At 37.0% G+C, this 26,165-nt stretch carries 20 protein-coding genes, 1 pseudogene and 1 other annotated feature; of the genes and pseudogenes, 4 read left to right on the forward strand and 17 right to left on the reverse strand.

Annotated features, from left to right (window positions below; translation table 11 throughout):
* Nucleotides 1-75: 75 nt before the first annotated feature.
* Both aspS and hisS read right to left on the reverse strand, forming a co-directional pair.
* A complete protein-coding gene (gene aspS / locus ACQKMI_RS02070) occupies nucleotides 76-1,845 on the reverse strand; it encodes an aspartate--tRNA ligase (protein ID WP_427486974.1) in 1,770 nt (589 codons plus the stop codon).
* A 200-nt stretch (nucleotides 1,846-2,045) separates the two neighbouring features.
* Entirely contained in the window at nucleotides 2,046-3,311 is a 1,266-nt protein-coding gene (hisS, locus tag ACQKMI_RS02075; RefSeq protein ID WP_427486975.1) for a histidine--tRNA ligase, read from the reverse strand.
* Between the two features lie 116 nt (nucleotides 3,312-3,427).
* Nucleotides 3,428-3,669 (reverse strand) — a binding site (T-box leader).
* A gap of 163 nt (nucleotides 3,670-3,832) precedes the next feature.
* Here hisS and ACQKMI_RS02080 point away from each other — a divergent pair.
* The gene (locus ACQKMI_RS02080; RefSeq protein ID WP_427486976.1) at nucleotides 3,833-5,416 is read left to right on the forward strand and encodes an SH3 domain-containing protein; all 1,584 of its coding nucleotides are present in this window, start codon (nucleotides 3,833-3,835) and stop codon (nucleotides 5,414-5,416) included.
* Between the two features lie 72 nt (nucleotides 5,417-5,488).
* Here ACQKMI_RS02080 and ACQKMI_RS02085 read toward each other — a convergent pair whose 3' ends face one another.
* The 7 genes from ACQKMI_RS02085 to ACQKMI_RS02115 all read right to left on the reverse strand — a co-directional run bounded on the left by ACQKMI_RS02085 (nucleotide 5,489) and on the right by ACQKMI_RS02115 (nucleotide 13,940).
* Nucleotides 5,489-6,895: a YfcC family protein gene (locus ACQKMI_RS02085; protein WP_427487336.1), complete on the reverse strand. Its 1,407-nt coding sequence runs from the start codon at nucleotides 6,893-6,895 to the stop codon at nucleotides 5,489-5,491.
* Nucleotides 6,896-7,128: 233 nt separating this feature from the next.
* Nucleotides 7,129-8,436 carry a MarR family transcriptional regulator gene (locus tag ACQKMI_RS02090; RefSeq protein WP_427486977.1) on the reverse strand — a complete coding sequence of 436 codons (1,308 nt, stop codon included), beginning with the start codon at nucleotides 8,434-8,436 and terminating at the stop codon, nucleotides 7,129-7,131.
* Nucleotides 8,437-8,691: 255 nt separating this feature from the next.
* Nucleotides 8,692-8,910, reverse strand: coding sequence for a DUF2642 domain-containing protein (locus ACQKMI_RS02095; RefSeq protein ID WP_427486978.1), 219 nt, complete (start codon nucleotides 8,908-8,910; stop codon nucleotides 8,692-8,694).
* Between the two features lie 70 nt (nucleotides 8,911-8,980).
* Nucleotides 8,981-9,421: a D-aminoacyl-tRNA deacylase gene (gene dtd, locus ACQKMI_RS02100; protein ID WP_079562820.1), complete on the reverse strand. Its 441-nt coding sequence runs from the start codon at nucleotides 9,419-9,421 to the stop codon at nucleotides 8,981-8,983.
* A 101-nt stretch (nucleotides 9,422-9,522) separates the two neighbouring features.
* Nucleotides 9,523-11,718 carry a RelA/SpoT family protein gene (locus tag ACQKMI_RS02105; protein WP_427486979.1) on the reverse strand — a complete coding sequence of 732 codons (2,196 nt, stop codon included), beginning with the start codon at nucleotides 11,716-11,718 and terminating at the stop codon, nucleotides 9,523-9,525.
* A 211-nt stretch (nucleotides 11,719-11,929) separates the two neighbouring features.
* Nucleotides 11,930-12,844 carry a pseudouridine-5'-phosphate glycosidase gene (locus ACQKMI_RS02110; RefSeq protein WP_427486980.1) on the reverse strand — a complete coding sequence of 305 codons (915 nt, stop codon included), beginning with the start codon at nucleotides 12,842-12,844 and terminating at the stop codon, nucleotides 11,930-11,932.
* Nucleotides 12,845-12,848: 4 nt separating this feature from the next.
* Nucleotides 12,849-13,940, reverse strand: coding sequence for a carbohydrate kinase (locus tag ACQKMI_RS02115; protein ID WP_427486981.1), 1,092 nt, complete (start codon nucleotides 13,938-13,940; stop codon nucleotides 12,849-12,851).
* Nucleotides 13,941-14,209: 269 nt separating this feature from the next.
* On the opposite strand from ACQKMI_RS02115, the pseudogene ACQKMI_RS02120 reads away from it, so the two are divergent.
* A pseudogene (locus ACQKMI_RS02120) lies at nucleotides 14,210-14,836 on the forward strand (DUF3885 domain-containing protein).
* A 213-nt stretch (nucleotides 14,837-15,049) separates the two neighbouring features.
* Here the strand turns inward: ACQKMI_RS02120 and ACQKMI_RS02125 are convergent.
* Both ACQKMI_RS02125 and ACQKMI_RS02130 read right to left on the reverse strand, forming a co-directional pair.
* Complete coding sequence (locus ACQKMI_RS02125) at nucleotides 15,050-15,751, reverse strand: M23 family metallopeptidase (RefSeq protein WP_427486982.1); 702 nt, start codon at nucleotides 15,749-15,751, stop codon at nucleotides 15,050-15,052.
* A 145-nt stretch (nucleotides 15,752-15,896) separates the two neighbouring features.
* On the reverse strand, nucleotides 15,897-17,153 hold the full coding sequence (locus tag ACQKMI_RS02130; RefSeq protein ID WP_427486983.1) for an MFS transporter: 1,257 nt from the start codon (nucleotides 17,151-17,153) through the stop codon (nucleotides 15,897-15,899).
* 241 nt (nucleotides 17,154-17,394) lie between these two features.
* Here ACQKMI_RS02130 and ACQKMI_RS02135 point away from each other — a divergent pair, with 241 nt between their 5' ends.
* Nucleotides 17,395-17,841, forward strand: coding sequence for a MarR family winged helix-turn-helix transcriptional regulator (locus ACQKMI_RS02135; protein WP_427486984.1), 447 nt, complete (start codon nucleotides 17,395-17,397; stop codon nucleotides 17,839-17,841).
* Between the two features lie 342 nt (nucleotides 17,842-18,183).
* On the opposite strand, the gene fdhA is transcribed toward ACQKMI_RS02135, so the two are convergent.
* Nucleotides 18,184-19,398, reverse strand: a complete 1,215-nt coding sequence (gene fdhA / locus ACQKMI_RS02140) for a formaldehyde dehydrogenase, glutathione-independent (protein WP_427486985.1) — start codon at nucleotides 19,396-19,398, stop codon at nucleotides 18,184-18,186.
* Nucleotides 19,399-19,935: 537 nt separating this feature from the next.
* Here fdhA and ACQKMI_RS02145 point away from each other — a divergent pair.
* A complete protein-coding gene (locus ACQKMI_RS02145) occupies nucleotides 19,936-20,121 on the forward strand; it encodes a hypothetical protein (protein WP_427486986.1) in 186 nt (61 codons plus the stop codon).
* Between the two features lie 79 nt (nucleotides 20,122-20,200).
* Here the strand turns inward: ACQKMI_RS02145 and ACQKMI_RS02150 are convergent, their stop codons facing one another.
* The 5 genes from ACQKMI_RS02150 to recJ all read right to left on the reverse strand — a co-directional run bounded on the left by ACQKMI_RS02150 (nucleotide 20,201) and on the right by recJ (nucleotide 26,041).
* Nucleotides 20,201-21,190: an alpha/beta fold hydrolase gene (locus ACQKMI_RS02150; protein WP_427486987.1), complete on the reverse strand. Its 990-nt coding sequence runs from the start codon at nucleotides 21,188-21,190 to the stop codon at nucleotides 20,201-20,203.
* 669 nt (nucleotides 21,191-21,859) lie between these two features.
* Nucleotides 21,860-22,204 carry a YxlC family protein gene (locus ACQKMI_RS02155; protein ID WP_427486988.1) on the reverse strand — a complete coding sequence of 115 codons (345 nt, stop codon included), beginning with the start codon at nucleotides 22,202-22,204 and terminating at the stop codon, nucleotides 21,860-21,862.
* Nucleotides 22,191-22,721 carry an RNA polymerase sigma factor SigY gene (gene sigY, locus ACQKMI_RS02160; protein WP_427487337.1) on the reverse strand — a complete coding sequence of 177 codons (531 nt, stop codon included), beginning with the start codon at nucleotides 22,719-22,721 and terminating at the stop codon, nucleotides 22,191-22,193. The genes ACQKMI_RS02155 and sigY overlap by 14 nt, the downstream gene beginning before the upstream one ends.
* 455 nt (nucleotides 22,722-23,176) lie before the next feature.
* Nucleotides 23,177-23,689, reverse strand: a complete 513-nt coding sequence (locus tag ACQKMI_RS02165; RefSeq protein WP_427486989.1) for an adenine phosphoribosyltransferase — start codon at nucleotides 23,687-23,689, stop codon at nucleotides 23,177-23,179.
* A 33-nt stretch (nucleotides 23,690-23,722) separates the two neighbouring features.
* Nucleotides 23,723-26,041 carry a single-stranded-DNA-specific exonuclease RecJ gene (recJ, locus tag ACQKMI_RS02170; protein WP_427486990.1) on the reverse strand — a complete coding sequence of 773 codons (2,319 nt, stop codon included), beginning with the start codon at nucleotides 26,039-26,041 and terminating at the stop codon, nucleotides 23,723-23,725.
* Nucleotides 26,042-26,165: the final 124 nt, after the last annotated feature.

Genomic DNA, 26,165 nt, shown 5'->3' on the forward strand with positions numbered 1-26,165 from the left:
TTCTTGCGAAAACGCAAAAAATACCTAGATTCCCAACAGTTTTTGCTAGGAAATCCAGGTATTTAGAAGTACAAATTATTTTCTGAACGGTTTGATTGCTAAATTTAACTCGCTTAATTGATCAGGAGACACATCACTAGGTGCGTTTGTCATTAAGCAACTAGCACTTGCCGTTTTCGGGAATGCAATTGTGTCACGTAAGTTAGTGCGGCCAGCAAGTAACATAACGAAGCGGTCAAGACCAAATGCAAGACCTCCATGTGGTGGTACACCGTATTCAAATGCTTCTAATAAGTAGCCAAATTGAGCTCTTGCTTCTTCTTCTGTGAAACCAAGTAAATTAAACATTTTTTCTTGTAATTCACGCTCATAAATACGTAATGAACCTCCACCAAGCTCATAGCCGTTTAATACGATATCGTATGCTTGTGCGCGGACAGCAGAAGGATCTGTTTCCATTAACTGAATATCTTCGTCAAATGGACGTGTGAATGGATGGTGTGCTGCTTTATAGCGACCATCTTCTTCAGAGTACTCTAATAATGGCCAATCTGTAATCCATAGGAATGCAAATTCTGATTCATCTATTAAGCCTAATTCTTGACCTAATTTTGTACGAAGTGCACCTAGAGATGCTGCTACAACAGGCGCTTTATCAGCTACAAATACTAAAATATCGCCCACTTCCGCTTTCATACGTTCGATTAAAGCAGCTGCTAATGCATCGTCAAAGAATTTTGCAATCGGTCCGTTTAAGCCTTCTTCTGTTACTTTTAACCAAGCAAGACCTTTTGCTCCATAAATCCCAACAAATTTTGTTAGCTCGTCCATGTCTTTACGAGAGTATTTATCTGCTGCACCTTTAATGTTGATACTCTTTACTTGCTTGCCTTGTGCCACTGTATCAGCAAATACCTTGAAATCGCAGCCATCAAAAATGTCATTTAAATCAACAAGCTCTAAACCAAAACGCACGTCCGGTTTATCAGAACCGTAACGATCCATTGCTTCTTGATATTTCATACGTTGGAACGGAGCAGGGATATCAATGCCTTTTACTTCTTTCATAACTGCTTGGATTAAGCGTTCGTTCATTTCTATAATTTCTTCTTGCGTTAAAAAGCTTGTTTCAATGTCAACTTGTGTAAACTCTGGTTGACGGTCAGCACGTAAGTCTTCATCACGGAAGCAACGTGCGATTTGGAAGTATTTTTCAAAACCAGATACCATTAATAATTGCTTAAATAGCTGTGGTGATTGTGGTAATGCATAAAATTCACCTTCATGAACACGTGATGGTACTAAATAGTCACGAGCTCCTTCTGGAGATGATTTTGTTAAAATTGGTGTCTCAACTTCTAAGAAGCCTTCGTTTTGTAGGAAGTTTCGAATTGTACGAGTAACGTCAGAACGCATTTTGAATGTATCAAACATAACAGGACGACGCAGGTCAAGATAACGATATTTCAAACGTAGATCTTCAGATACGTCTGTGCGATCTTCAATTTGGAATGGTGTTGTTTTTGCTGTATTAATGACGATTAATTTTGTTGCTTCTACCTCAATTTTACCGTTCGGTACATTTGGGTTGATTTGGTCTTCTGAACGAAGGATAACTGTTCCTTCTATTTCAATTACATATTCACTACGTACTTTATCAGCTAAAGCATGTGCTTCTGCTTCATCAGGGCTAAACACTACTTGTGTAATTCCAGTACGGTCACGTAAATCAATGAAAATTAAACCACCTAGGTCGCGGCGACGTTGTACCCAACCTTTTAATACGACTTTTTCGCCTTGTAATGCTTCTGAAAGCTCGTTACTAGCATGTGTTCTTGTTGCCATTTATTTAATTCCTCCAAAATAATTTATTTTACTTATGTAGCATACATTTCCTACTAAGTAGCGAATTGATGCCATGAAAAAATAGATATACGTTCATTGTTAGATGATTAACTGTCCAAAACGACGTAGATATTTGAATCATTTGGACAGTTAATCCTGTACTGATATAAACGATTTATGTTTAAACAGCTTATGTTCGTTTATTGTTTTAATAAGTAGTTCACTAATTCTGAGAACGCTACTTTTTGTTGTTCTCCTAATTCCATATGTTTAACAGTAGCTACTTGCTCTTCAAGCTCTGTTTCACCTAAAACAATCGTATATTTTGCACCTAAACGGTCTGCGGATTTCATTTGAGCTTTCATTTTGCGATCTAGATAATCCATCTCCGTAGAAATGCCCTTTGCACGGAAGGTACTTGTTAACTCTACCGCTTTTAACTTCGCTTCATCGCCCATAGCGATCATATAGACATCAAGTCCTGATGCTGTATCCAACTCAACACCCTCAGCTTCTAGCGCAAGCAATAAACGTTCAATACTTAATGCGAAACCGATACCTGGTACATCTGGTCCACCGATTTCTTGTACAAGGCCATTGTAGCGCCCCCCACCACAGAGTGTAGTAATTGCCCCAAAGCCAGAAGCTGTTGACATAATTTCAAAAGTCGTATGATTGTAATAATCTAGACCTCTTACAAGATTTGGATCGACCTCATACGAAATTCCTAGTGTATCTAAATACGTTTTAACTTGAGCGAAATATGCTGCTGACTCCTCTGTTAGGAAATCAGTTAATGCAGGTGCAGATTCCATTAACGGGTTCTCGCGGTCTACCTTACAGTCCAAAATACGCAGTGGATTTTTTTGCAAACGATTTTGGCAATCTGAACAAAACTCATGAATATGTGGTTCGAAGTGTTGAAGCAGTGCTGTACGGTGCGCATCACGTGTTTCTTTATCACCAAGAGAATTAATGACTAATTTTAAATCCTTTAAACCAGCTGATTCATAGACATCCATTGCTAGCGCGATTACTTCCGCATCAATAGCTGGGTCCGCTGAACCAATGGCTTCTACTCCAAATTGAACAAATTGACGGTAGCGCCCTGCTTGTTGACGTTCATAACGGAACATTGGTCCTAAATATGAAAGCTTTACTGGTTGGTCAGGTGCACCAAACATTTTATGTTCAACATAAGCACGAACTACACCAGCTGTATTCTCCGGACGTAATGTTAATGAACGGCCACCGCGATCTTCAAATGTATACATTTCCTTTTGAACAACATCTGTTGTTTCACCGACACCACGTGCAAATAAATCAGTTTGCTCAAAAATTGGTGTGCGAATTTCATTGTAGCGATAGACACGACAGATATCACGGATAACTGCTTCTATCTTCTGCCATTTTTCAGATTGACCAGGTAAAATATCTTGCGTCCCTCGTGGCACTTTAAAACTCATATAAATACCTCCTTTATAAATTGCTTATGAGCAAGCTGTCTTCTGGACTTCTATCATTTCAAGTATGGATTCCTTAAAATTTGTCCAATAAAAAAGCCCTCGTCTCCTTGCGTAATGCAAGGGACGAGAGCTGTACAAGCTTCCGCGGTTCCACCCTAGTTGACGCATCAAATACATGCGTCCTCCTCCTGATCGGATAACGGCCGATTCCGTTTTTTCCTACTAAGTATTACTTTTCAGAAAAAAGCCTCTCAAGTGTTATTCACGTTATACATTTTTGTAGGAAAGATTTCAGCCTAGGTCTTTCCCTCTCTTCTCCAATAGAGGTATACGCTACTTGCTTGGTCATAAGCGGTTAATCATTTTTTGATTACCCTTTATGTTAGTCACAACAAAAGGCAATGTCAACTGTTTTTGTTTTTTTTACATTACAATCGTTAAAATAACAATTTCCGTTACCTTTGTCCCACGAATTCTATTACAAAAGCATGGTAAAATAGAACAAGAATAGGAGGAATCTGATGAGGACAAAACTTTTACATATTCTAATCATCTTCGTACTAGTGCTAACGTTTACGTTTCCAAGTCACACTGTTCAAAGAGCACTAGCCGACTCCAGTGATTTAAAAGTAACTGGAACGATTCTTCATTTACGTGAGGGACCTGGACTGTCTTATCCAATCATTACGACATTAGATGAGGGTGACCCATTAACCTCTATTAGTCGTGAGGGCGATTGGATACAAGTAAAAGCAGGCAATTACGAAGGTTGGGTAGCATCCTGGCTAACAGCTTCGATAAACGATAAACAAACGGCAGATCAAACGTTGATTTCGCAAGTAGATCGTCTAAATATTCGTACTGAGCCTGACATATCTTCAGCAGTTCTTGGACAATTATCAATAGGCGACCAAGCTAATCTTATTGAAAAAAATGGCGAATGGGCGAAAATAGATTGGAACGGACTAGTTGGTTGGGTATCCACTGACTATGTTACGATCAATGACTTACCTGAAAAAAAGGCAAAGGCTGAGGCCGATGAACCTAAAGTTGAAGTATCCACAAAAAAAGTCAACAAAGATACAACATTTACAGTTTTAGTGGATGCACTTAATGTGCGCCAACAGCCAGACTTAAATACTAGCAAAATAGGAACTGTTTCAAATGGACAAGCCTTTAAGGTGCTTGCTCAAGAGCATAACTGGGTACAAATTCAATATAACGATAATAAAGCAGGTTGGGTTTATAGCTTTTATGGTACTTTTTCAAATATAGAAAAAAAGGCATCCAAATCTTCTTCTGCTTCCTCAGAGCTGGAAACTGTCACAATCATTTATAATGGTACAAACTTACGGACAGATGCATCAACAGCTGCTGATGTTGTTGAACGTGTAGATGCTGGTGAAACCTACCCTATTGTAGGCGCTAAAAATGATTTTTATGAAATACAAATAGATGACAAAACTGCTTTTGTGGCAAACTGGGTCGTTACGACTTCTTCGTCAAGCAAAGCTGTTACTGCGACTAAGAAGGAAAAATCGAAACCACGCAAGAAAGGCACTTTAAATGGGTTAACGATTATCGTAGATGCTGGACATGGTGGGAATGATCACGGTACTACCGGACAACGCGGAACAAATGAAAAGGAAATTACATTGAAAACGGCATCTCTTCTTGCTTCAAAGTTGAGTGCTGCTGGAGCAAATGTTGTCATGTCCAGAGAGTCAGATGAATATGTTGCGCTACGTAAACGCGTAGCAATTGCACACCAATATGAGGCAGATGCCTTTATCAGTATCCATTATGATGCAACAGACGATAGCTCCGTTAATGGTTTCACCTCATATTATATGAACAGTAATCAACAAGGTCTTGCAGAGGCAATAAATAATGGACTCTCAAATAAAATCGATTTAAAGAATCGTGGTACCCAACAAGGAAATTATTTAGTTCTACGAGAAAATCGTCAAAAAGCTGTCCTTATTGAGTTGGGCTACTTAAGTAATGTTAGTGAGGAACGTGCTATTACAACCGCTAAATTCCGGGAACAAGCTACTCTTGGCATCTACCAAGGCGTTTTAAATTACTTTGACGAAAATCAATAAATTTTCACTAAAATAAGCTGCGAAGGAAAGTAGAATTGTACTTCCCTCGCAGCTTTTTCACTTAAATTGCTATTAAGAGATTCCTAGAGTTACTGCAGCAATTAATGCAATACATGCAATTACTACCCATCCAAGAATCATTTTCCAGATAAATTTAATCCATTTCTCATAAGGAATACCCGCTACTGCTAAATACGCCATAAGTGCAGACGATGTAGGAATAATGGAGTTCGTTAAAGAATCACCGTATTGAAATGCTAGTACAGCAACTTGACGCTCTAATCCTAGTAAATCTGTAATTGGAATCATAATTGGCATTGTTGCTGCCGCTTGACCACTACCAGATGAAATGAATAAATTCAAAATTGCCTGAATAAACAACATTCCGATAGCACTAATCGCATGTGGCAAATGACCAATTGTTTCTGATGCAGCATAAACGATCGTATCAATAATTTTCCCTTGTTCAAGTACGACAGTAATAGCTCGTGCGAAACCAACAATTAATGCACCAAATGTAACAGCTTTTGCCCCTTCAATAAATGAATCGAACATGTTTCCAGGTTTTAAGCCACCAATTAGACCAGCAATTAACCCCATAATTAAAAAGGAAGCAGTTAATTGTGTTAAAAACCAACCCCAGTTGAAAACACCATAAATATTAAACCCAATACCGCAGGCCATAACAAGAAAAACTAATTTATGTTTACCTGTTAAGGCCGGTATACTAGCAATTGGTTGATTAGTTTTTGCCTTTTGTTCAATGTCATAAATCACACTTGCTTTTGGATCCTTCTTCACTTTAAAGGCATAGCGTGACACATAGAAAATTGCAAAACCTAGTACAAAAATATATACTACAGCACGGAAACCAATACCTGAAAATAAAGGTACCTCAGCTAAAGATTGTGCAACTCCAACTGTAAACGGATTTAACATACCTCCGAAAAATCCACTTGCCGCACCGAGCGTTATCATGGCTGTCCCCGTAACAGCATCAAATCCCATTGCACGTGCAATAGCTACTCCAATCGGTACAAAAATAATTGTTTCCTCTGCCATCCCCATCGTAAAACCACCAATAGAGAATAGAATCATAGACAATGGTATTAGTAATTTTTCTCGACCTTCTAATGCTTTAACCCCTTTATAAACACCTGCTTCAATAGCACCAGTAGAATGAATAATACCAAACACACCACTAACTAAAAAAATATAGAAAATTATTTGAGCCCCTTTTTCAAGACCCATAGGAATGGCTGTAAACATCTCGAAAAATGACACAGGATCACTTTCAATATGATGATAACTTTCATCTACAACAAGCATTCGCCCTTCTTTATCTTCTATACGCTCAAACTCACCCGCAGGAATAATATAGCTTGCAATACCTGCAAGAAAAATAATTGCAAAAATTATTGTATATGTATGAGGTACTTTAAGCCAATTCTTCTTTTTTCCAACTTGTTCATTTCCCATATATACACCCACTTTATCTAAGACTTCAGACACTAGCTCCCCCCAAAAATGTAAACATCTTTTTATCTTTATACCATTAATTAAATGATAATAAAGCGTTAAGAAATGGCTACAAATGCTCCTCCTCTCACATTAAAATATTCATCCTTTTTCAACATGTCGCTATATGTCGTTAATTGAAGTTAAATATACAACAGTTAGAATTCATTGTAAAGTGCTAATTTTCTATCAATTTAGATGTTAAACTGAGTCGTTGCCTTATATACTTTTCTAGGTCGCCCCTGATTGTAAGGTTGCTCCTCACCTGATAGTATTAAAAAATTATTATCTATTAATCGATTAATGATTCTTTCTGCGGATCTACGAGAAAGTTCCATGTACTCAGCTAATTCAACTGCTGAAAAAGGTCGATTATTATTTAATACGATAAACTGCTTGATTAGTTTTAAATTTTTGGCACTCATTTTTATTTCTTCAGCTATCTCTAAAATCTGCTTATCATTATTAAATAATGGGATATTTTTCTCATTTTTAAATATTGGACCGTGTAAACGACTTTCTTCATCTATAAGGCATAAAATTGATGTTTGATCATTATATTTATTTGTGAAAAATAAAGCTTGCGATGAATGCATCTCAGCCTCTTGTAACGAGTAGCCAATCCCTATTCCAATATTAAAAAATGTTTCAAACCGCTTTTCTAATGGTTGAATCAAGGAACTAAAATAGGCAATATTTTTTTTATTAATAACGCCTCGTGTGGAATAAATTATATATGGTTCCCTTTGTGATTGTGAAACCCTTGCATTAATAGTTTTACAAATCCCTTCTAAACTTTCTGAAAATAAAAGGTTGTTTACTATATTATTTTCTCTACTACGAATTGATACTACAGCTATTTGAGATGCGGACAATAATGAATATTTATAAGCATCAATTGCTTTTGATAACGTTGTAACAAATGTATGCTTACTTTCAACCATATAGCTTGAAGGAATTCCTAATTGATTTAAAGCAACAAAAACAGCATGTAAACTAGTAAGTGCCAACTTTGTCTTTCCTGACTCATATAATTCTTTGTGGAAGCGAATATAATCATCTATTTGAAAGTCCTCTATTTTTCGGTGTTGTTCGTACACCCAACAATAATCTATTAAATAACTCGAAGCAGGCTGAATACCCGCCTCCTCCATAACTTGATAAAAGCACTCTTCTTTCGGTAAATCGATTGAAATTTTAGACAATTCAATATTTTGATTGTGACTAATTGACAATAGTGAAAGTGATAACGTTAATTCATCAAATGGAATATATGTTGCTTGAATTTGTTTAGCTTGTATTTTTTCAAAACAATAATAATAAGGAATCGATCCAGCAAATAAAAGAATATCTGATTGAGATGCTGCCTCGTCTATTAAATCAATGCTTTGCTTAGGTGCAGTATAAGGAAAATGGATGAATTGTACTTGTGGAAACTTTGTAAAATTCACTTTAATATTATTCCAAAAAAACAAAGAACCAATAATAGCTACTGTTTGCATATTTTTCCCCTCGCTTATAGTTTGGTTAAAAAAAACTTTCCATGAATGTTACATGTGAAAGACCTAATGTTCAAGATAATATATCTTCTACACAGCCTAATACTTTATTCTGCTAGATTATGGTCAACATTTTTTCAAGAGAACATTTCCAACTTATCCGCGTAGATTTTTGCTATTGAGATTGGTGATTTAGAATCCGCTAAAAAAAAAGCGCCTCCCCACTCACATTACATGAAGAGGGAGATGCTTATGCACTCATTTTTTTCCTGTTGCCAATGTAGCCCATACAATTTCCTCCATACGAATGAAGAAAGGCTCACGGCTAATCTCTACAACGATATCATCAGGTAATACAGAAATTAATATTCCTTGATGAATATTTTCCTCTGTTTGCACTACTATTGCCTGATCAATCATCATGTTTAGCGTTTCGTATAAATATGGATTTGATATGCTTCCTCCCTGAGTCACCATTCACACACTTCCTTCCTACAAAACGAACCATACTATTAAATGTATGAAGGAATTATAGGAAATGTACCATTTATTTAGACTCAAGAAGTATTGTGATTGGGCCATCATTTGTAAGTGCCACGTCCATCATTGCACCAAATATTCCTGTTTCCACATGTAAACCGTGTTCGCGTAAGGCATTATTAAAAGCCTCCCATAACGGTTCCGCAACTTCTGGCCTTGCTGCATTTGTAAAACTTGGACGATTCCCTTTTTTTGCGTCCCCATACAATGTAAATTGTGAGACGGACAGAATAGCGCCTCCATGCTCTAAAATGGAATGATTCATTTTTCCATCAATATCTTCCCAGAGGCGGAGATTAGCTACTTTTTTTGCTAAATATTCAACATTCTCCTGCGTGTCCTCGTGTGTAATGCCCACTAGAAGAACATAGCCACTATCAATAGCTCCCGTTACTTTTCCGTCAACCGTAACAGAGGCTGCTTTACTACGTTGTAAAACTACTTTCATTCTTTAAAAACCTCAATTCTTCATTGTAAGCACCGGAAGTATCATTTTCAGTACATAACAAAGTTGCTACTGCCCAACCATTCATTTAGTAAAGAAATCAATTAGTTAATAACACGTTGTACTGAATAAATATCAGGTGTTTGCTTAATACGTTCCACTACTTTATGCAAATGCGAAATATTTGAAATCGATATCGTTAAATGAATCGTTGCCATTTTATCGCGATCTGCACGACCACTCACTGCTAAAATATTCGTTTTCGTTTCGCTAACAATTTGCATGATTTCATTTAAAATGCCTGGTCGATCGAAAGCTGAAACTTCAATATCGACAGGGTATTCTTTTCTCTCTGGAGTAAGTCCGTGTTCCCACTCTACTTCTATTAAACGCTCCTGCTCATCATCTACTTGAATATTTGGGCAGTCTGCACGGTGTACTGAAACACCTCTACCTTTTGTAATGAAGCCTACAATTTCATCTCCAGGAACTGGCGTACAACAACGTGAAAGTCGAATAAGCATATTGTCAATATCTTTTACGATAACACCCGATTCCGTATGTTTTTGTGGAATAGGGTTTTTCATTTTTTGTTCAATTTTTTCAAGTGCTTCTTCCTGTTCACGCTCTTTGCGGCGTTTTTCCGCTAGACGATTAGCAACTTGCTGAGCTGTAATTCCATTCATGCCGACAGCTGCATATAAATCTTCTTCATTTGTATAGTTAAATTTTTCGCATACACGCTTCAAATTTTCCGCTGACATTGTTTCTTTTACGTCAAAACCTTGTGCACGGATTTCCTTTTCTATCATCTCTTTGCCCTTGACGATATTTTCCTCACGAAGATGACGTTTGAAAAACTGCTTTATTTTATTTTTAGCCTGTGAGGATTGGGCTATTTTCAGCCAATCACGGCTCGGACCAAATGATTGCTTTGAAGTTAAAATTTCAATAATATCTCCCGTTTTTAACGGTGTATCAAGCGGCACCATTTTACCATTGATTTTTGCGCCAATTGTACGATTTCCAACTTCTGAATGCACACGGTATGCGAAGTCGATAGGTACAGAGCCTGCCGGTAATTCAATGACATCTCCTTCAGGTGTGAATACATAGACCATATCAGAGAATAAATCAAATTTTAAAGATTCCATAAATTCTTCAGCATTTGATGATTCGTTTTGGAATTCTAAAATTTCTCGGAACCACGTTAATTTTTGGTCGACATTTTGTTTTTCATTATCAACTTTTTTACCTTCCTTATATGCCCAATGCGCTGCAATCCCGTATTCTGCAATTTTATGCATTTCCTTCGTACGAATTTGTACTTCTAATGGATCACCATAAGGACCAATTACTGTCGTATGCAGTGATTGATATAGGTTTTGTTTTGGCATCGCAATATAATCTTTAAAGCGTCCAGGCATCGGCTTCCATAACGTATGCACAATCCCAAGTACGGCATAGCAATCTTTAATACTATCGACAAGTACACGAATGGCTAATAAATCATAAATCTCGTTGAATTGTTTCTTTTGTAACACCATCTTACGATAAATACTGTAAATATGCTTTGGGCGACCATAAACATCCGCTTCAATCTCAACGTCTGTAAGCTGTGACTTCATCTCAGTCATGACATTGTCTAAATACGCTTCACGCTCATCACGTTTTTTCTTCATAAGACTGACAATGCGATAATATTGCTGGGGGTTTAAATAACGAAGTGCTGTATCCTCAAGCTCCCATTTAACAGCCGAAATTCCAAGACGATGCGCAAGTGGTGCAAAAATTTCAAGTGTTTCTTTAGAAATACGGCGTTGTTTTTCTGCAGGTAAATGCTTTAACGTGCGCATATTATGTAGACGGTCTGCCAGTTTAATTAAAATGACACGAATATCCTGCGCCATCGCTACAAACATTTTTCGATGATTTTCTGCTTGTTGCGCTTCTTTAGATAAATATTTAATTTTTCCAAGCTTTGTTACACCGTCTACAAGTATCGCAACTTCTTCGCCGAATTCACGAACTAAATCGTCGCGCGTAAAATCCGTATCCTCGACAACATCATGTAAAAAACCAGCCGCAACTGTTTCAGGATCCATTTGTAATTCAGCTAGAATACCAGCTACTTGCACTGGGTGAATAATATACGGTTCACCTGAGCTTCGGAATTGCTCAATATGGGCATCCCTTGCTAATTCATATGCTTTTTTCACGAATGCGACATTTTCATCATTCATGTAGGATTTGACTAACTCAAAAACGTCCTCGGGAGTCAAAATTTGCTCTTTCGCCATAACATGTCCACCTTGCTCGTCAAATTTTTCAGATTAGATATAAACTTAATTGTATAAAATTTAATGGGCTATTGTAAAGTAACTGTGTCATTTAGTTTAGTTATTCTCGTGAACAATGTGAAAAATGGAAAAATATCCCCTAGAATGAATAAAAAGACCCTTTGCGAATTCTATATTTCGCAAAGGGTCTCTTTTCTCGTACTAAAGTTAATTAGCTAAATTTATTATATGCTACAGCAATTTTTGACCCAACTACTGCATTATTTTTTACTAATGCAATATTGGCATCAAGACTTTTACCTTCTGTTAATTCTTTCACTTTTCCAAGTAAGAATGGTGTCACGTTTTTACCGTTAATACCATTTTCTTCTGCTTCTACTAGCGCTTTTTCGATGATTCCTGTAATGAATGCATTTTCAAGTGCTTCAGACTCTGGGATTGGGTTAGCAATGACCGCTCCACCTTTTAAGCCTAATTGCCATTTTGCACGTAGCATTTCTGCCACTTCCTCTGGCGTATCAATCTTGAAGTTTACATCAAAACCACTTTGACGTGTGTAGAATGCTGGTAATTCATCTGTTCCGTATCCAACGACAGGTACACCTTTTGTTTCAAGATATTCTAAAGTTAAACCAATATCTAAAATGGACTTAGCACCCGCACAAATTACAGCAACATTTGTTTGTGCTAATTCTTCTAAGTCTGCTGAAATATCCATTGTTGTTTCAGCACCACGGTGTACGCCACCGATACCACCAGTTACAAAAATTTCAATACCAGCTAGCTCCGCACAGATCATTGTTGCAGCTACAGTTGTTGCGCCTATTTTTTTTGATGCTAAAAGATAGCCTAAGTCACGACGAGATGCTTTTGCTACACCTTGTGCATTACCGAACATTTCAAGTTCTTCATCCGATAAACCAATTTTGATTTTACCATCGATTAATGCGATAGTTGCTGGTACTGCACCATTATCACGAATAATTTGTTCTACTTCACGTGCTGTTTGTACATTTTGTGGATATGGCATTCCGTGAGAAATAATTGTTGATTCTAATGCTACGATTGGTAAACCTTTCGCTTGTCCTGCTTTTACTTCTTCTGATAATACGATGAATTCTTTCATGTTGTTATTCCTCCATTTCACTGTTTAACAAATCAACTGATAGCTCAGGTCTTACGGTATATGGCGATGCAAGCGTATTTTTGGCATTTGTTAAACCTGCATCAACACATGTTGCAAAGGATTGGCCAGTAAGCCAGCTATGGATTACTGCACTGACAAAGGCGTCTCCTGCACCTGTCACATCTTCAATTTTTTCTATGGCTTTAGCTGCGAAATGACTTGGCTTCGTTGTAGTGGAAGCTGCATACACTCCCTTACTACCAGCTGTAATAATGACATGCTCAGCACCTAATGTAAGAAGTTGCTGTAAGGCCTTTTCATAATGCGTTGAGTTTTCGATTGTATGATCCACAATCGTCTCCGCTTCATCTGTGTTACAAATAAACCATGTTACACCTTGCAACGTATCTGGTAATCGATTCATTTTTGGCGAAGATACCGGCACGATGACAAATGGAATCTCACGGGCAATCGACACCTGCTGAATGTAAGCCACTGTTTCCTTTGGACAGTTTAAATCCATAATAAAGCAGCCCGCATTCATCAGCATTGACTCATGTTTTTTTAGCAAACTTGGCAATAAAAGATCATATACTTCCATATTTGCTACCGCTAATGCTAGCTCGCCCTGCTCATCCATAACCGCAGTATAGGAACCAGTCGAAGCGTCAGGTAGCTGCTCCACATAACGTAAATTCATAAATGGCTCTGACGCTTCTTGGATCACTTGCCAATCAGCATCTTTGCCGGCAGTAGTCAGCAATGTTACTTGATGATTTAATCTACCTAAGTTTTCAGCAATGTTTCGTCCTACACCACCTACACTAAATGAAGAGCTAGCAGGATTGGACGTACCGAATTGGACATTCCCCTTTACATGAAATTTTCGGTCAAGATTGGCTCCACCGATACAAATAATTTCATTTTCCTCAGGCAAAATATATGCACGACCTACAATTTTCCCCTGCTTCGTTAAGCTCGACACTAAATTAGCAAGGACTGGTCGAGATAGCTTCATCTTATCTGCCATCTCTTGCTGAGACATAAACGGATTCTGGCGAATTAATGCAAGGACCGCCTGTTCTCTTTCATTCATAGCATCACCTTTTGTTATATTTGTTTACATTATAAACTTTTGTTCGATTTATGTCAAAAAATTTTTCCATTTTAAATTTAAAATGGACATTCAAGTCTATTTCAGATATAAGTTGTTAAAGATAGTTGCTATTCAACTAATGGTGCAGTTCAGTTGAATAAGAGGTTTGTAACATTATTGGATTGGGTTAAAATAGACAGGTTTGAAAGCTTAAATAAGGTGCGTTAGTGATCGAAATTTTACAGAATTTATAAAAGGGAGTAACTCCAATGAAGGAAAAAATATTGAAGTATATAGATAGCAACTTCCCTAACCTAACTAGTGAATTACATCTAAGGTTTGAACTCGGTGAACCATATGAAAATGGTACTGAAGATAGATTAAATCAAGTTGTTACAAGAGTTACTACTTTATTTGAAGAAGTGTTCAAGCCCGATGATTCTATTTATATTTATATAAATGATTGGGAAATTACCGAGGATATTATGTTTGGAAATACCACTCCGGAATATCTGTATGATCTATTATGTGACCAAAATATAGAAGAGGAAACATTATACGATATAGATGAGGATTATGATGAGGTCACGGGTCAAACAATAGAAGTTAAAAATGAATACAAAGTGAAATTTGTATACTCACAATTAAAATCTGTACCCTACTAGGAAATACTTAGAGGTATAGGGAATTATGAACAAGGAAGAGAACCTTCTATTGGACAATCTGTGTATTTTATAAGTATTGATAAGGACTTACTATTTCATATGTATGATGATAGAGGTTGTTTAATACATTCTAAGGATATTGAGAAATTGTTGCCTTTGTATCATACATATAATAATTGGCTAGTTGATTATTGGCGTGAATACTTTGATAGCATTTTCAAGAATGTATAATCTTTTTTATTCGACAAACGGAGAGTGATTGTTTAATTAGAGCAATCGCTTGATGTGCTAACGGTGCAGGATAGCTCAATAGTGGACTAGAAATAATTCTTGACTTTGCCGTGAGGGGGAACTTTATCTTAGGGGTACCGTTAGGAAAATGCGGATTTACAACGCTAAACCCATTTTCCTGACGGTACCCCTCTATGCTGTTTTAATTTATTCCTATTCATCAGATATTTGAAATCTTATTCTATCCTTATTTGTTGGAATCCCATTATTCACTTTTTCCCATTTGCCATTTTTAAACATTTCGTATTGTTCAAAAGCAAAAGGCAATCCATTTGCAGTAGCTATGTCACTACTATCCATAAGTTGAAAATGCAAATGCGGAGCAAAGGAGTTACCTGAATGACCAACTCTGCCAATAACTTCACCTTTTTTTACACGCTGACCAACTGAAACCTGAATTGACCCAGTTTGAAGATGGACTAATCCAGCATATACATTGTTGGCACATTCTATAATAATGTAGTTGCCAGCAACTGATTGTATGTCATCTTTCTTCGGGTCGAAATAATGAGCATTTTTATAAGCGTTAGACATATCTGAAAGCAATTTTGTACGTGTTCGTTCTTTATAACCATCCTCTGCTTGGACAATGATCCCGTCGCAAGGAGCATATACTTCTTGCCCCCAACAATAATATTCATCTAAGGGAACACCAAAAAGTAGATATTGCGCCAGACTAACGCGATAGGCGGGCCAGCCCTTTCTTTCCCAATCCACTTGAATAAAGTCATAAGCATATCTTGATCCTAATTGGTTTGTGCCGTGACTCGGAATTTTTGTCCCTGGAGTGTTAGGAGAGTGCCATTCTCCTCTCAAAGGAAACTCTACGATTATTGGCTCACGCGCATCAATCATCACATATCCCCCCTCCGTCGATTCTTTACCTACTTTATTAGTGCTATACCCAGTACGATTCTGATATATCACTGTTTAACAATACATTAATTTGTTAATTTTTTACGGAGTAATTACATTCAACTTTTAAATTGATTTTTGATTCTCAAACATTGGCTTGATGAGGTGTTTGTTTTTTCACGATGATAACAAATAAACTTGCCAATGCACAGAACATCCCAGCAAGGAAAAAGGCCCAAGTATATGAATTGAAAAACTTGTAGATAAGGCCTCCACCATAAGCAGCAACTGCGGCTCCTGCTTGATGAGATGCAAAAATCCACCCATAAATAACGCCACTTTTATTTGTACCAAAAATTTGTCTAGAAATACTAATCGTTGGAGGTACTGTGGCAATCCAATCTAATCCATAAAATATTGTAAAGATTGTCAGTAAAGTAAGTGAGCCTTGCATTAATGAATATGGGAGTAAAAGCAGCGATGCTCCTCTTAAAAGGTAATACCAAAACAATAACCATCGATTATCAAAACGGTCGGACAGCCATCCTGATAATGTGGTGCCTACGAGATTAAATACCCCCATAAAAGAAAGAAAAGATGCAGCGGTTACTAAAGGAACACCAAAGCTAATACAGTAAGAAACGAAATGAGTACCAATCAACCCATTAGTTGAAAGTCCACAAATAAAAAAGCTTCCCGCTAGTAACCAAAATTCTTTCCTCTTTATAGCCTCAAATAAACCGTTAAAAGCAATACTAACGGGATTTTTCTTTTGATTCTCTTGTTGTATTTCTAAGTCTTCTTCCATCCCATAAGGAAGAATTCCAATATCCTGTGGTTTATTTTTAATAAATATAGAAATAGTGATGAACATAATAATGCTTAATATGAGAATTAATACAATCGCCCATCGCCAAGAATAATGCTCAATTATAATCGCCAATATCGGGAGGAGAATTAACTGCCCTGTTGCAGTACTCGCAGTTAAAATCCCTACTGCTAGCCCTCTACTTTTCACGAACCAATGATTGGCTACATAAGGACTTAACACCGTTAAAAAGAGACTCGCTCCTAAGCCAATAATACCGCCCCATATCATGATTAACTGCCATGATTGTGTCATGAAAAGGGTAAGCGACATACCTATTAATAATGTAGCCATTGCTCCTTGCATCATTTTCTTTAAACCAGCTATTTCTAATAACGCCGCCATAAATGGACCTGAAAACCCATATATAAATAAACTCACTGCAAAAGCTAAAGCAATTAAAGATCGATCCCAATTAAATTCTTTTTCTAAAGAATCTATAAAAACTCCTGAAGAAGACATTGTAATTCCTGCAACAATAATTGAGGAAAAGGTTATAATTAAAATAATCCAGCTATAATGAATACGCTTCATCTTATCACCTTCATTTCTTGAAAGATTTTTAGATCTACTTTTTAATGAGGAAGAATTTACGGCCATTACATATGTATATGCATGTATTTTTGGAGTGAACACCTTCCCTAGATACATGTATATACATACAATTAATTTTAGGTACAACTTTTATTACTGTCAAGAAACATTTTCCAGCTTAACAAAATAAATCAATAAGGCTACTATAATAGTGAACCAACTCGAAAAGGAGTACTGAGCAATGAAGAATATAGAGTACACACAAATATGTGTATGCGCAAACCTTCGAAAAAAATCAAGAGTCGTGACACAATTGTATGATAAATTACTACAGCCCACTGGCTTAAAAATTACACAATACTCAATGTTAGCAAATATCAATCATCAACAATCAGTTTCCATAAGTCGACTAGGTGAAATTTTGCTGCTCGATCAAACAACAATTACACGCAATATAAATTTGTTAAAGCAAAATGGCTATGTGGATTTAACAAGAAATCCGCAAGATGCTCGAACAAAGGTCATTACACTAACTAAAAAAGGGATTGAAAAATTAAACGAGGCAGCTCCAATTTGGGAAGATATCCAAGAAAGAATTATCAATGATATTGGCATAGAGAAGTACGAGGATTTTTATGAAACATTGAAAACGATTCAAAAAATAATTCAATCTTATGATGAAGAATAAAGAAACGGACTTAATCAAAAGAATCCATTTTGAAAATGATTGCTCAAAATGGATTCTTTTTGCTGAAGTATGAAATTAAGGTGTCATATAAAGCTTTTTTGATAGCGTACAATGGTACGAATCCTTACAAAATTGGACAGGACAAGTTCGAAGTGGTTTCTTCATTCAAACACAACCTGAATACAAATATACTTGTGGTAAATAAGCAACGAAAAAAAGGAGACTTTGAGAAATGAAGTTCAAAGTCTCCTTAGAATATCAGCATGCTATCTAGTTCTTATTGAAAAGTAGCCAAAGGTTTGTCCTCTATGCTTATTTCAATTTAACCCCTGTAGAAATCTCTTACTTTACTAGACCGTGTGGGTCGATGACGAATTTTCTGGCAGCCCCTTTATCAAAATCTTGATATGCCTTTGGAGCTTCGTCTAATGATATTACTGTAGCATTAACAGCTTTCGCAATTTGGGCTCTTCCACTCAAAATTGCCGCCATTAAATCGCGATGATATTTCATAACAGGTGTTTGACCAGTTACAAAAGTATGTGCTTTAGCCCATCCTAAGCCAAGACGAATTTTTAACGTACCAATTTTTGCATCCTCATCAATTCCACCAGGGTCCCCGGTTACGTAAAGACCCGGTATACCTAAACGTCCTCCAGCACGTGTTATTTGCATAATAGAATTTAAAACAGTAGCAGGTGCTTCAACTACATTAGCTCCATGTGCAGATGCTTCAAATCCTACACAATCTACAGCACAATCTACTTCAGGTGCTCCAAGTATTTGGTCGATTTGCTCTCCTAGGTTTGAATGATTTCGTAAATTAACTGTTTCGCAACCAAAGCTTCTAGCTTGAGCTAACCTTTCTTCATTTAAATCTCCTACAATTACTACAGCGGCTCCTAGTAACTGAGCTGAATGAGCAGCAGCGAGACCAACTGGACCTGCACCTGCGATATACACAGTTGATCCCGGTTTCACACCTGCACTTACGGCACCATGATATCCAGTTGGAAATATATCTGAAAGCATTGTTAAATCTCTAATTTTCTCCATTGCTTGGTCTTTATCAGGAAATTTTAATAATTGGAAGTCGGCATATGGCACCATTACATACTCAGATTGACCTCCAACCCATCCTCCCATATCGACATAACCATATGCTGAACCAGGACGATCTGGATTTACATTCTCACAAATATGAGTATTCCGCTCCTTACAGCTACGGCACCGACCGCAAGCTATATTAAATGGAACAGAAACTAAATCACCTTTTTTAATAAATTCAACATCTCGGCCTACTTCAATCACTTCTCCTGTAATCTCGTGGCCTAGAACTAATCCTGTCGGAGCTGTAGTTCTCCCCCTCACCATATGCTGATCGCTTCCACAAATATTAGTTGTTACTACCTTTAAAATAACACCATGATCACATTTGCGTCCTACATTAAGTGGATTTACCCCTGGTCCATCTCGTAAAACCAAATCTGGAAAACCAATATCATGCACTTCTACTTTTCCGGAGCCCATATAGGCCACAGCTCTATTTCCAACCACTTGCAATTCCTCCCCTATATCATAAATTCATACAATCTATATATATAGCCACTTTGTCCTAATCATTCCTATGAAAAATAATATTCGTTCAAATTATTCATTTCTTGTTTAACGAAATGGCTCTATCTCTCACGTCTATTTCTCTACTTTACAATTGAATTCACCCATTTCAATTAAGTAGAGATTTTTTTCCTTGCAAACTGCATATGAACTAAAAGAAAAGAGTTAGTCCATAAAGAACTGACTCTCTTCTTTTAGTTCATACTATTAGGTCTATTTTTTCTATTTAATCAACGCTCCATTAAATGAATAGAATCTCACTTACTTATGGTACGGTTCTCCGAAACTAATATTAAATTCGTTATAAAAATAGATTTCCTTATTAGACTAACCTGCTTCGTTAGTTGAAGAACATCTTTTCACAATCTTTAATTTATTTCACCAGAGATTCCTCATCTTCCTTCGATAAAATTTCATTCCAACATCTTATTAGCAAGTGTTTTAACAATTGAATTAACAAAGGCATATAAATTTGCAATGGAGACATTTACTGAGTTTAGTCGTGATGGGAAAATTGATATTGATCTTTCTGAAATAAATCCAAATGATATTTCTGAACATTTATATGTAAAAAGAATTCAATCAAGCTTTAACAATCTTCGCTTTGCTTGTGACAAACTTAAACAATACAAAGACGTTGCACTAACATGGTGCGTTTGTTGAAGTACATTCATATTTAAAGATAAAAAGAGAGTTGAGATTATATTTCTAGCTCCCTTTAGTCTGTATTTGTAACAAGTCCTTAGTTGAGTTTTTTAAGGAAATTACTTGTGGCATCACTGATATCTGTAACATGAGTTTGAAAGAATCCATGAGAGCCATCAATAATTTGGGACTCAGCGTTTGCACCAAGTCGATTTAAGTGATTTTTTTGAATCTCTTCTCCATCTTTTAATTGTTTTTGAGAAACTGAGGATATTAGTTTCAATACAGGTATTTCTGAAGGGAAGACTACACTGTTTACCTCATTGACATTGTCATTTAAACTCGAAACCTGATTACTGATCGTATCGTTGACAACATGATAAGAAAATAATTTATTATCACTGATTTCATTTTCAGTATAGCCATTTTCAACTGTTTGATCAGAAGGTAACAATCTATTGGTGATTCGACTTAATCCAGTTTCTTGAAGTAACCTATTAAAGCCATATAGGATTTTTGCATTTCTAGGTTCCAATATGAAAGTTTGTATATTAGGTTCCATACTTACTGATGGAGTTGTGTCTAGCATAATAATCGCAGAAACTTCGTCAGGATATTTTGCTGCATAATATTCGCTGTAAATCCCGGACGCAGAATGAGGCATTAAGATATACGGTGGCTTCATACCAGCCATAGATAATGCTGTTCTGATTTCTTCCATATAATTTTCATTTGTTCGTGGTGTATCTGTCTCGTCACTGAACCCCATTCCAAAATATTCAACAGTAACTACAGTATATTCTTTCGAGAGTTCTCTCATTAATGGACCAAAATCTGCACTTGGCAAAGGCAACCCAAAACCCGGTAACAAAACAATGGTTTTCTCTCCCTGTCCCATTGAATATACATGCATTTTCTGATTGTTTACTTCTACCATTTCCCCGTAAGGCGAGATAGCTTCAAGCTCATTTGAAAAGAATATTTTGTTGATTGCAAATCCTATTACATTCAGACAAACAATTATTCCTAAGATCCATGCAAAAACATACATTATCTTTTTACCTTTTTTCTTTTTAATTTTACTCAATATGATTACTCCTTTTCTGTGAGGGAAGAGATTATTGAATTATGTATCTTTGTTTCTTTTGTTATATTAATTATTGTTTTCTTCTGCCTCAATATTATGGATATAATCCCCTAATTGTAAGACAAGAATTGGCGCAACCGCTCCCCATAGGATTCCATTTAACAGTTCATTCATTTTTCTCCCCCAAATTGTTTATTTACCCTTAATACGATTACGTTCGTCTAATCGTTCACTCACGAAAAAAAAATCAATTACGCCTTGGCGTAATTGCGTCCGGATTTTGAATTGTGCCAGCACAATTCATCCCTTTGAAAATCCGTGACATCCGCCGGAGGCTTTTATCTTTATTCAGTAGTTGTTTGGACACCCACTGAAAAGGTACCAAAATCGCATTATCTCACCACCTATAGAGGTGGGAGTCTTCTGCTGAATAAAGATAAAAAAAATCTCAGGAATTTGTTCCTGAGACCTTTCTTTTAAATACTTTTCTTGCAAAAATAAGATAGATAATAAGATACGTTGGAAATTGAATAAGACCTAAAATGCCCCATAGCCAAGCATTATATCCCCTCTTCCGTGCATCCCAAAACATCCATGAGCTCTGACAAATCAGAATGAATGCAATCACGACGCATAACCAAAGCGGTGTGCTACTTAGTTTGTTTGAGATCATTCATTACTGACCTTCTTTCTAGTTTTGTTAAGAGCTAAGGGCAGTAAGATAATCCCCACAAGCTGAAAATAAAGAAAAAGAATTGGCTGACGATAAACGACAGCAATTCCAACCGAAAGCGCAAATACTGCAACAGACATAAACGTGAGGAGGTCTTTCCATTGTTTTTTTCGTATTCTTTTTTTCTCTAATTCAACATTCTGTTGAAACCATTGTAAGTTTGGAGTAGATACTGGATTCCATTGATCCAGTTTTTCTAAACCATCTATTAATTGCTTAACCGTTAATTCATCTTCATCATCCAACATAGAATTACTATTTTTAGAATCATACTTCTTCAAGTTCAGCCAACTCCTTTCGTACACTTTTTAGACCATTTGAAACTCGAGATTTTACTGTTCCTTCTGCAATACCCATCATTTTTCCAATTTCCTCATATGAATATCCGTAATAATGCTTTAGCACGATTGGCATACGTATTTCTTCATTAATTTGAGCAAGTACATCAAGTACATCAGTCCATTCTTCGTTCATATTGGCTGCATTCCATTTCATTTTTCGGAGCGCTTGTTCCTGCTCTAGCCAGTTTTTCTCCCGCTTCTTTCTACGCTGTTGATCGATAAAAAGGTTCGTTGCGATTGTGATGAGCCATGAGGAAAACTTGGATTCACCATTATACAGTTGGATTTTTTCAATACACTTCATCATCGTCTCTTGTGTTAAATCTTCTGCGATTTGTGGATGAAGGGTAACTTTCATTAAATACTTTACGAGGAACGAATAATTCTGTTGTAGCAGTTTCGAAAGAGCCAATGTATCTCCTTTTTTCGCCTTTCGAATTAAATCCTTTTCATCCATGAAATCTACTCCATACAATAATGATTTATATGTAATACGACTAACTGGGAAAAATCGTTCATTTTCAAAATAAAGAATCACAACAAAAACGTTTAGCCACCTATTAGTATTTATTAAGTTTACTTGAAAGTTATATATTTGACCAAAAACCAAAGTATTGTTGCTCATTCAACGAGTTCAAAATAATTGTTTAATTAGTATTATCAAACTACTCATATGATTTGTTTAAGTATGTCTTCTTTAACTAACCTGCTCCGTTAGTAGAATAGCAACAATCTTTTCGAAAACGGCCTTATAAATAAAAAAACGCCACAAAAATGTGACGTTTTTCATATTATTGAATGACTCTTCTGCAATAGGAGAGGGTGATTTCCGTTCCGGACGAGCGATTTCCTGGGGCATCCTGTCACCGTTACTATCAACCAATTCATTTAGCTAGAGTATCCAATCATTTATTAATATTGAATAAGTGTTTTTATGTTAATGTCGCCAAGTTTTGCACGTCCGTTTAGCTCTGTTAACTCGATCAGAAATGCACAACCAACAACTTGACCACCTAATTGTTCAATTAAACGTACAGTCGCTTCAACTGTACCACCTGTCGCAAGTAAGTCATCACAGATTAATACTTTTTGACCTGGTTTAATTGCATCTTTGTGCATTGTTAACGTATCTTTACCGTACTCAAGGCCGTAGTCAGCACTGATCACTTCACGTGGTAATTTTCCTGGCTTACGAACAGGTGCAAATCCAATTTCAAGTGCATAAGCAACTGGGCATCCGATAATGAAGCCACGAGCCTCAGGACCTACAATAATTTCAGCCCCTAATTCTTTTGCATAACTTACGATTTGATCTGTTGCATATTTGTATGCCTGACCGTTATCCATAATTGTAGTAATATCTTTGAAGCTGATGCCCTCTTTCGGCCAGTTTTCAACCGTTGTTACATATTGCTTTAAATCCATGTTATTGTTCCTCCTACGAAACTTTTTCGTATATTAATGTAATCGTTCATCAAACCATTGTTTTAATTCTATATAAGGGGCATACACAAGCTTTTGCTCCATTTCAATCTGTTCTGAACGCTGTTTGTAAGACGGTGCCTCTGTAAGTGCCTTTTTCGGTGCATTCACGTTGACAGTCGTCAGTCCACTCTCCATTTTAACAAAATCAAGCTCAAAAAACACCTGTGTCATAAATTTTAATGCATCTATTGGCCAACCTGTATGCTTCGCCAATTCAGCCAAATGCATATTCAGTGGAAAAGCAGGGCGATTTTTTAGAAACTTATAATACCAGGAGAATTGCTCACGTGTAGGCAATCCACTGAAATACTGAGAATCAGGCATGTAAAAATGTGCATAAATTCGGGAAGGCGCTGTTTTTCGCAAGACATCTTCTAACATTTGAACATTTTGCGGCAAATCTAGTAGCACGATATAATTGGTTTGTTCTACATTTGAAAGCGTGGGATCCACAGCTAGGATTGGAACACCAATTAGAGATTGGTAATAGGTCACCGTCTCTGGACGGAAGGCGATAAATGTTGCCTCCTCTTTTGGGACCGTATTTAACCAGCGTGAAGTTTGCCGAATACCACGAATATCAAATAATTGCCATTCAGTCGTTTGGACATCCTCTATCATAAATTGTGCTTTTTTACGTCCTTGCCATTCGTTTATTTGTAAATCCCCAGTAAATGATACTTTTATTCCATAGGTTAACTCGTCGTGTAAATGTCCCTTATTGAAACCGACACTATCCAATTTTTCGTAGCCATCGGTCAATTCCATTTTTATATGATTTTCTGCTGCTCCAATTTTCCTCATGGAGGATATCTCCACATCTTCGAGCACATAAACAGGCTTCGGAAAATCCGTACCATATGGACCGAGCGTTGAAATTTCTTCAATGGCATCTGCTGAAATTTCATCCATTTTTAGTGGTATATCAATATTGAGTACAGGTGTTAATTGCTCTTCTGATAAACATGCTCTTGCTTGAGTATCTAAGCGTGATCTTAATTCATCAACATGCTCAATGGATAACGTCATCCCTGCTGCCATAGGATGCCCACCAAAATGAGGTAATATATCTCGATTCTTCGCTAGTTCATTAAATAAATGGAATCCTTCAATACTACGAGCTGAGCCTTTAGCTGTTCCTTTTTCATAGTCTAGTGACAGTACAATGGTTGGACGATAGTAAAGCTCTACAAGACGAGACGCGACAATCCCTACTACTCCAGCATTCCAGCCTTCTCCAGCAATCACTAAAACGAGTGAATCCCCGATTTTTTTATCGGATTCAATGAGAGCAATAGCCTCATCTGTAATACTCTTTACAATATCTTTGCGCTCACTATTACATGTATTAAGCTGTTTCGCCAATGCTGTTGCTTTAGCATTATCCTCGGCCATTAATAGCTGAACACCTGGTGCCGCTTCTCCAAGTCGACCAACTGCATTTAAGCGTGGCCCAAAATAAAAACCGATTGTTTCTTCACTGATTTTACCTTGTTCTGCACTGGCTACTTCACACATTGCTTGTACCCAAGGGCTGAGTGAACGACGCATTTCTTCTATTCCGCGCTTTACTAGGTAGCGGTTTTCATCAACTAATGGTACTAAATCCGCTACTGTTCCAACAGCGACATATTCAATCAAATGCGTTGGCAGTTCCCCATATAGAGCATGTGCTAACTTAAACGCTACACCCACACCTGCAAGCTCGCCAAATGGATAATGTCCTCCTGGTATACGAGGATGTAAAATAATATCAGCAGGTGGTAATTCATCGCCTGGTTCATGGTGATCTGTAACGATAACATCCATACCTAGTTCCTTTGCGACACGAATCGGTTCAATGCCTGAAATACCATTATCAACTGTAATAATTAGCTGAACACCCTCTTCATGTGCTTCACGAAATAGCGCCTCATTCGGTCCATAGCCGTGAATAAAACGATTCGGTATTTTAAACGAAACATCGGCACCGAGATCAAGTAACACATTCAGCATTACTGTCGTGCTAGTGACACCATCCGCGTCATAATCGCCATATACTAAGATTTTCTCTCCGTTTTCAAGCGCTTGCTCTATACGCGCCACTGCTTCTGCCATGCCGTGCATTAATAACGGGTCATGGATACTTGCTTCTGTCATATTTAATAAGCTCTCTGCGTCAGCAGTTGTTTCGCAACCTCGTGCTGCTAAAATTTTTGCTGCAATCGCAGAAAGTTGTAGGTCATTTTGTAATGTTTGGACAAGCGTAGCGTCTGGGCGCTCTACCTGCCATCTCTTTTTCGATAGAATCATCTTTTCACTTCCTCACGAAAGCTATTATACCGAAAATCTAGCCTATCCGCACTATCCTTGAGAATGATAGTTTTACCTGTAAAGTTGTGGCAGTCCGTCGTCTTTTTACTTATACCTAACAATC

This window comes from Lysinibacillus sp. NPDC097214, from assembly GCF_050277945.1.
GTDB lineage: Bacteria > Bacillota > Bacilli > Bacillales_A > Planococcaceae > Lysinibacillus > Lysinibacillus xylanilyticus_B.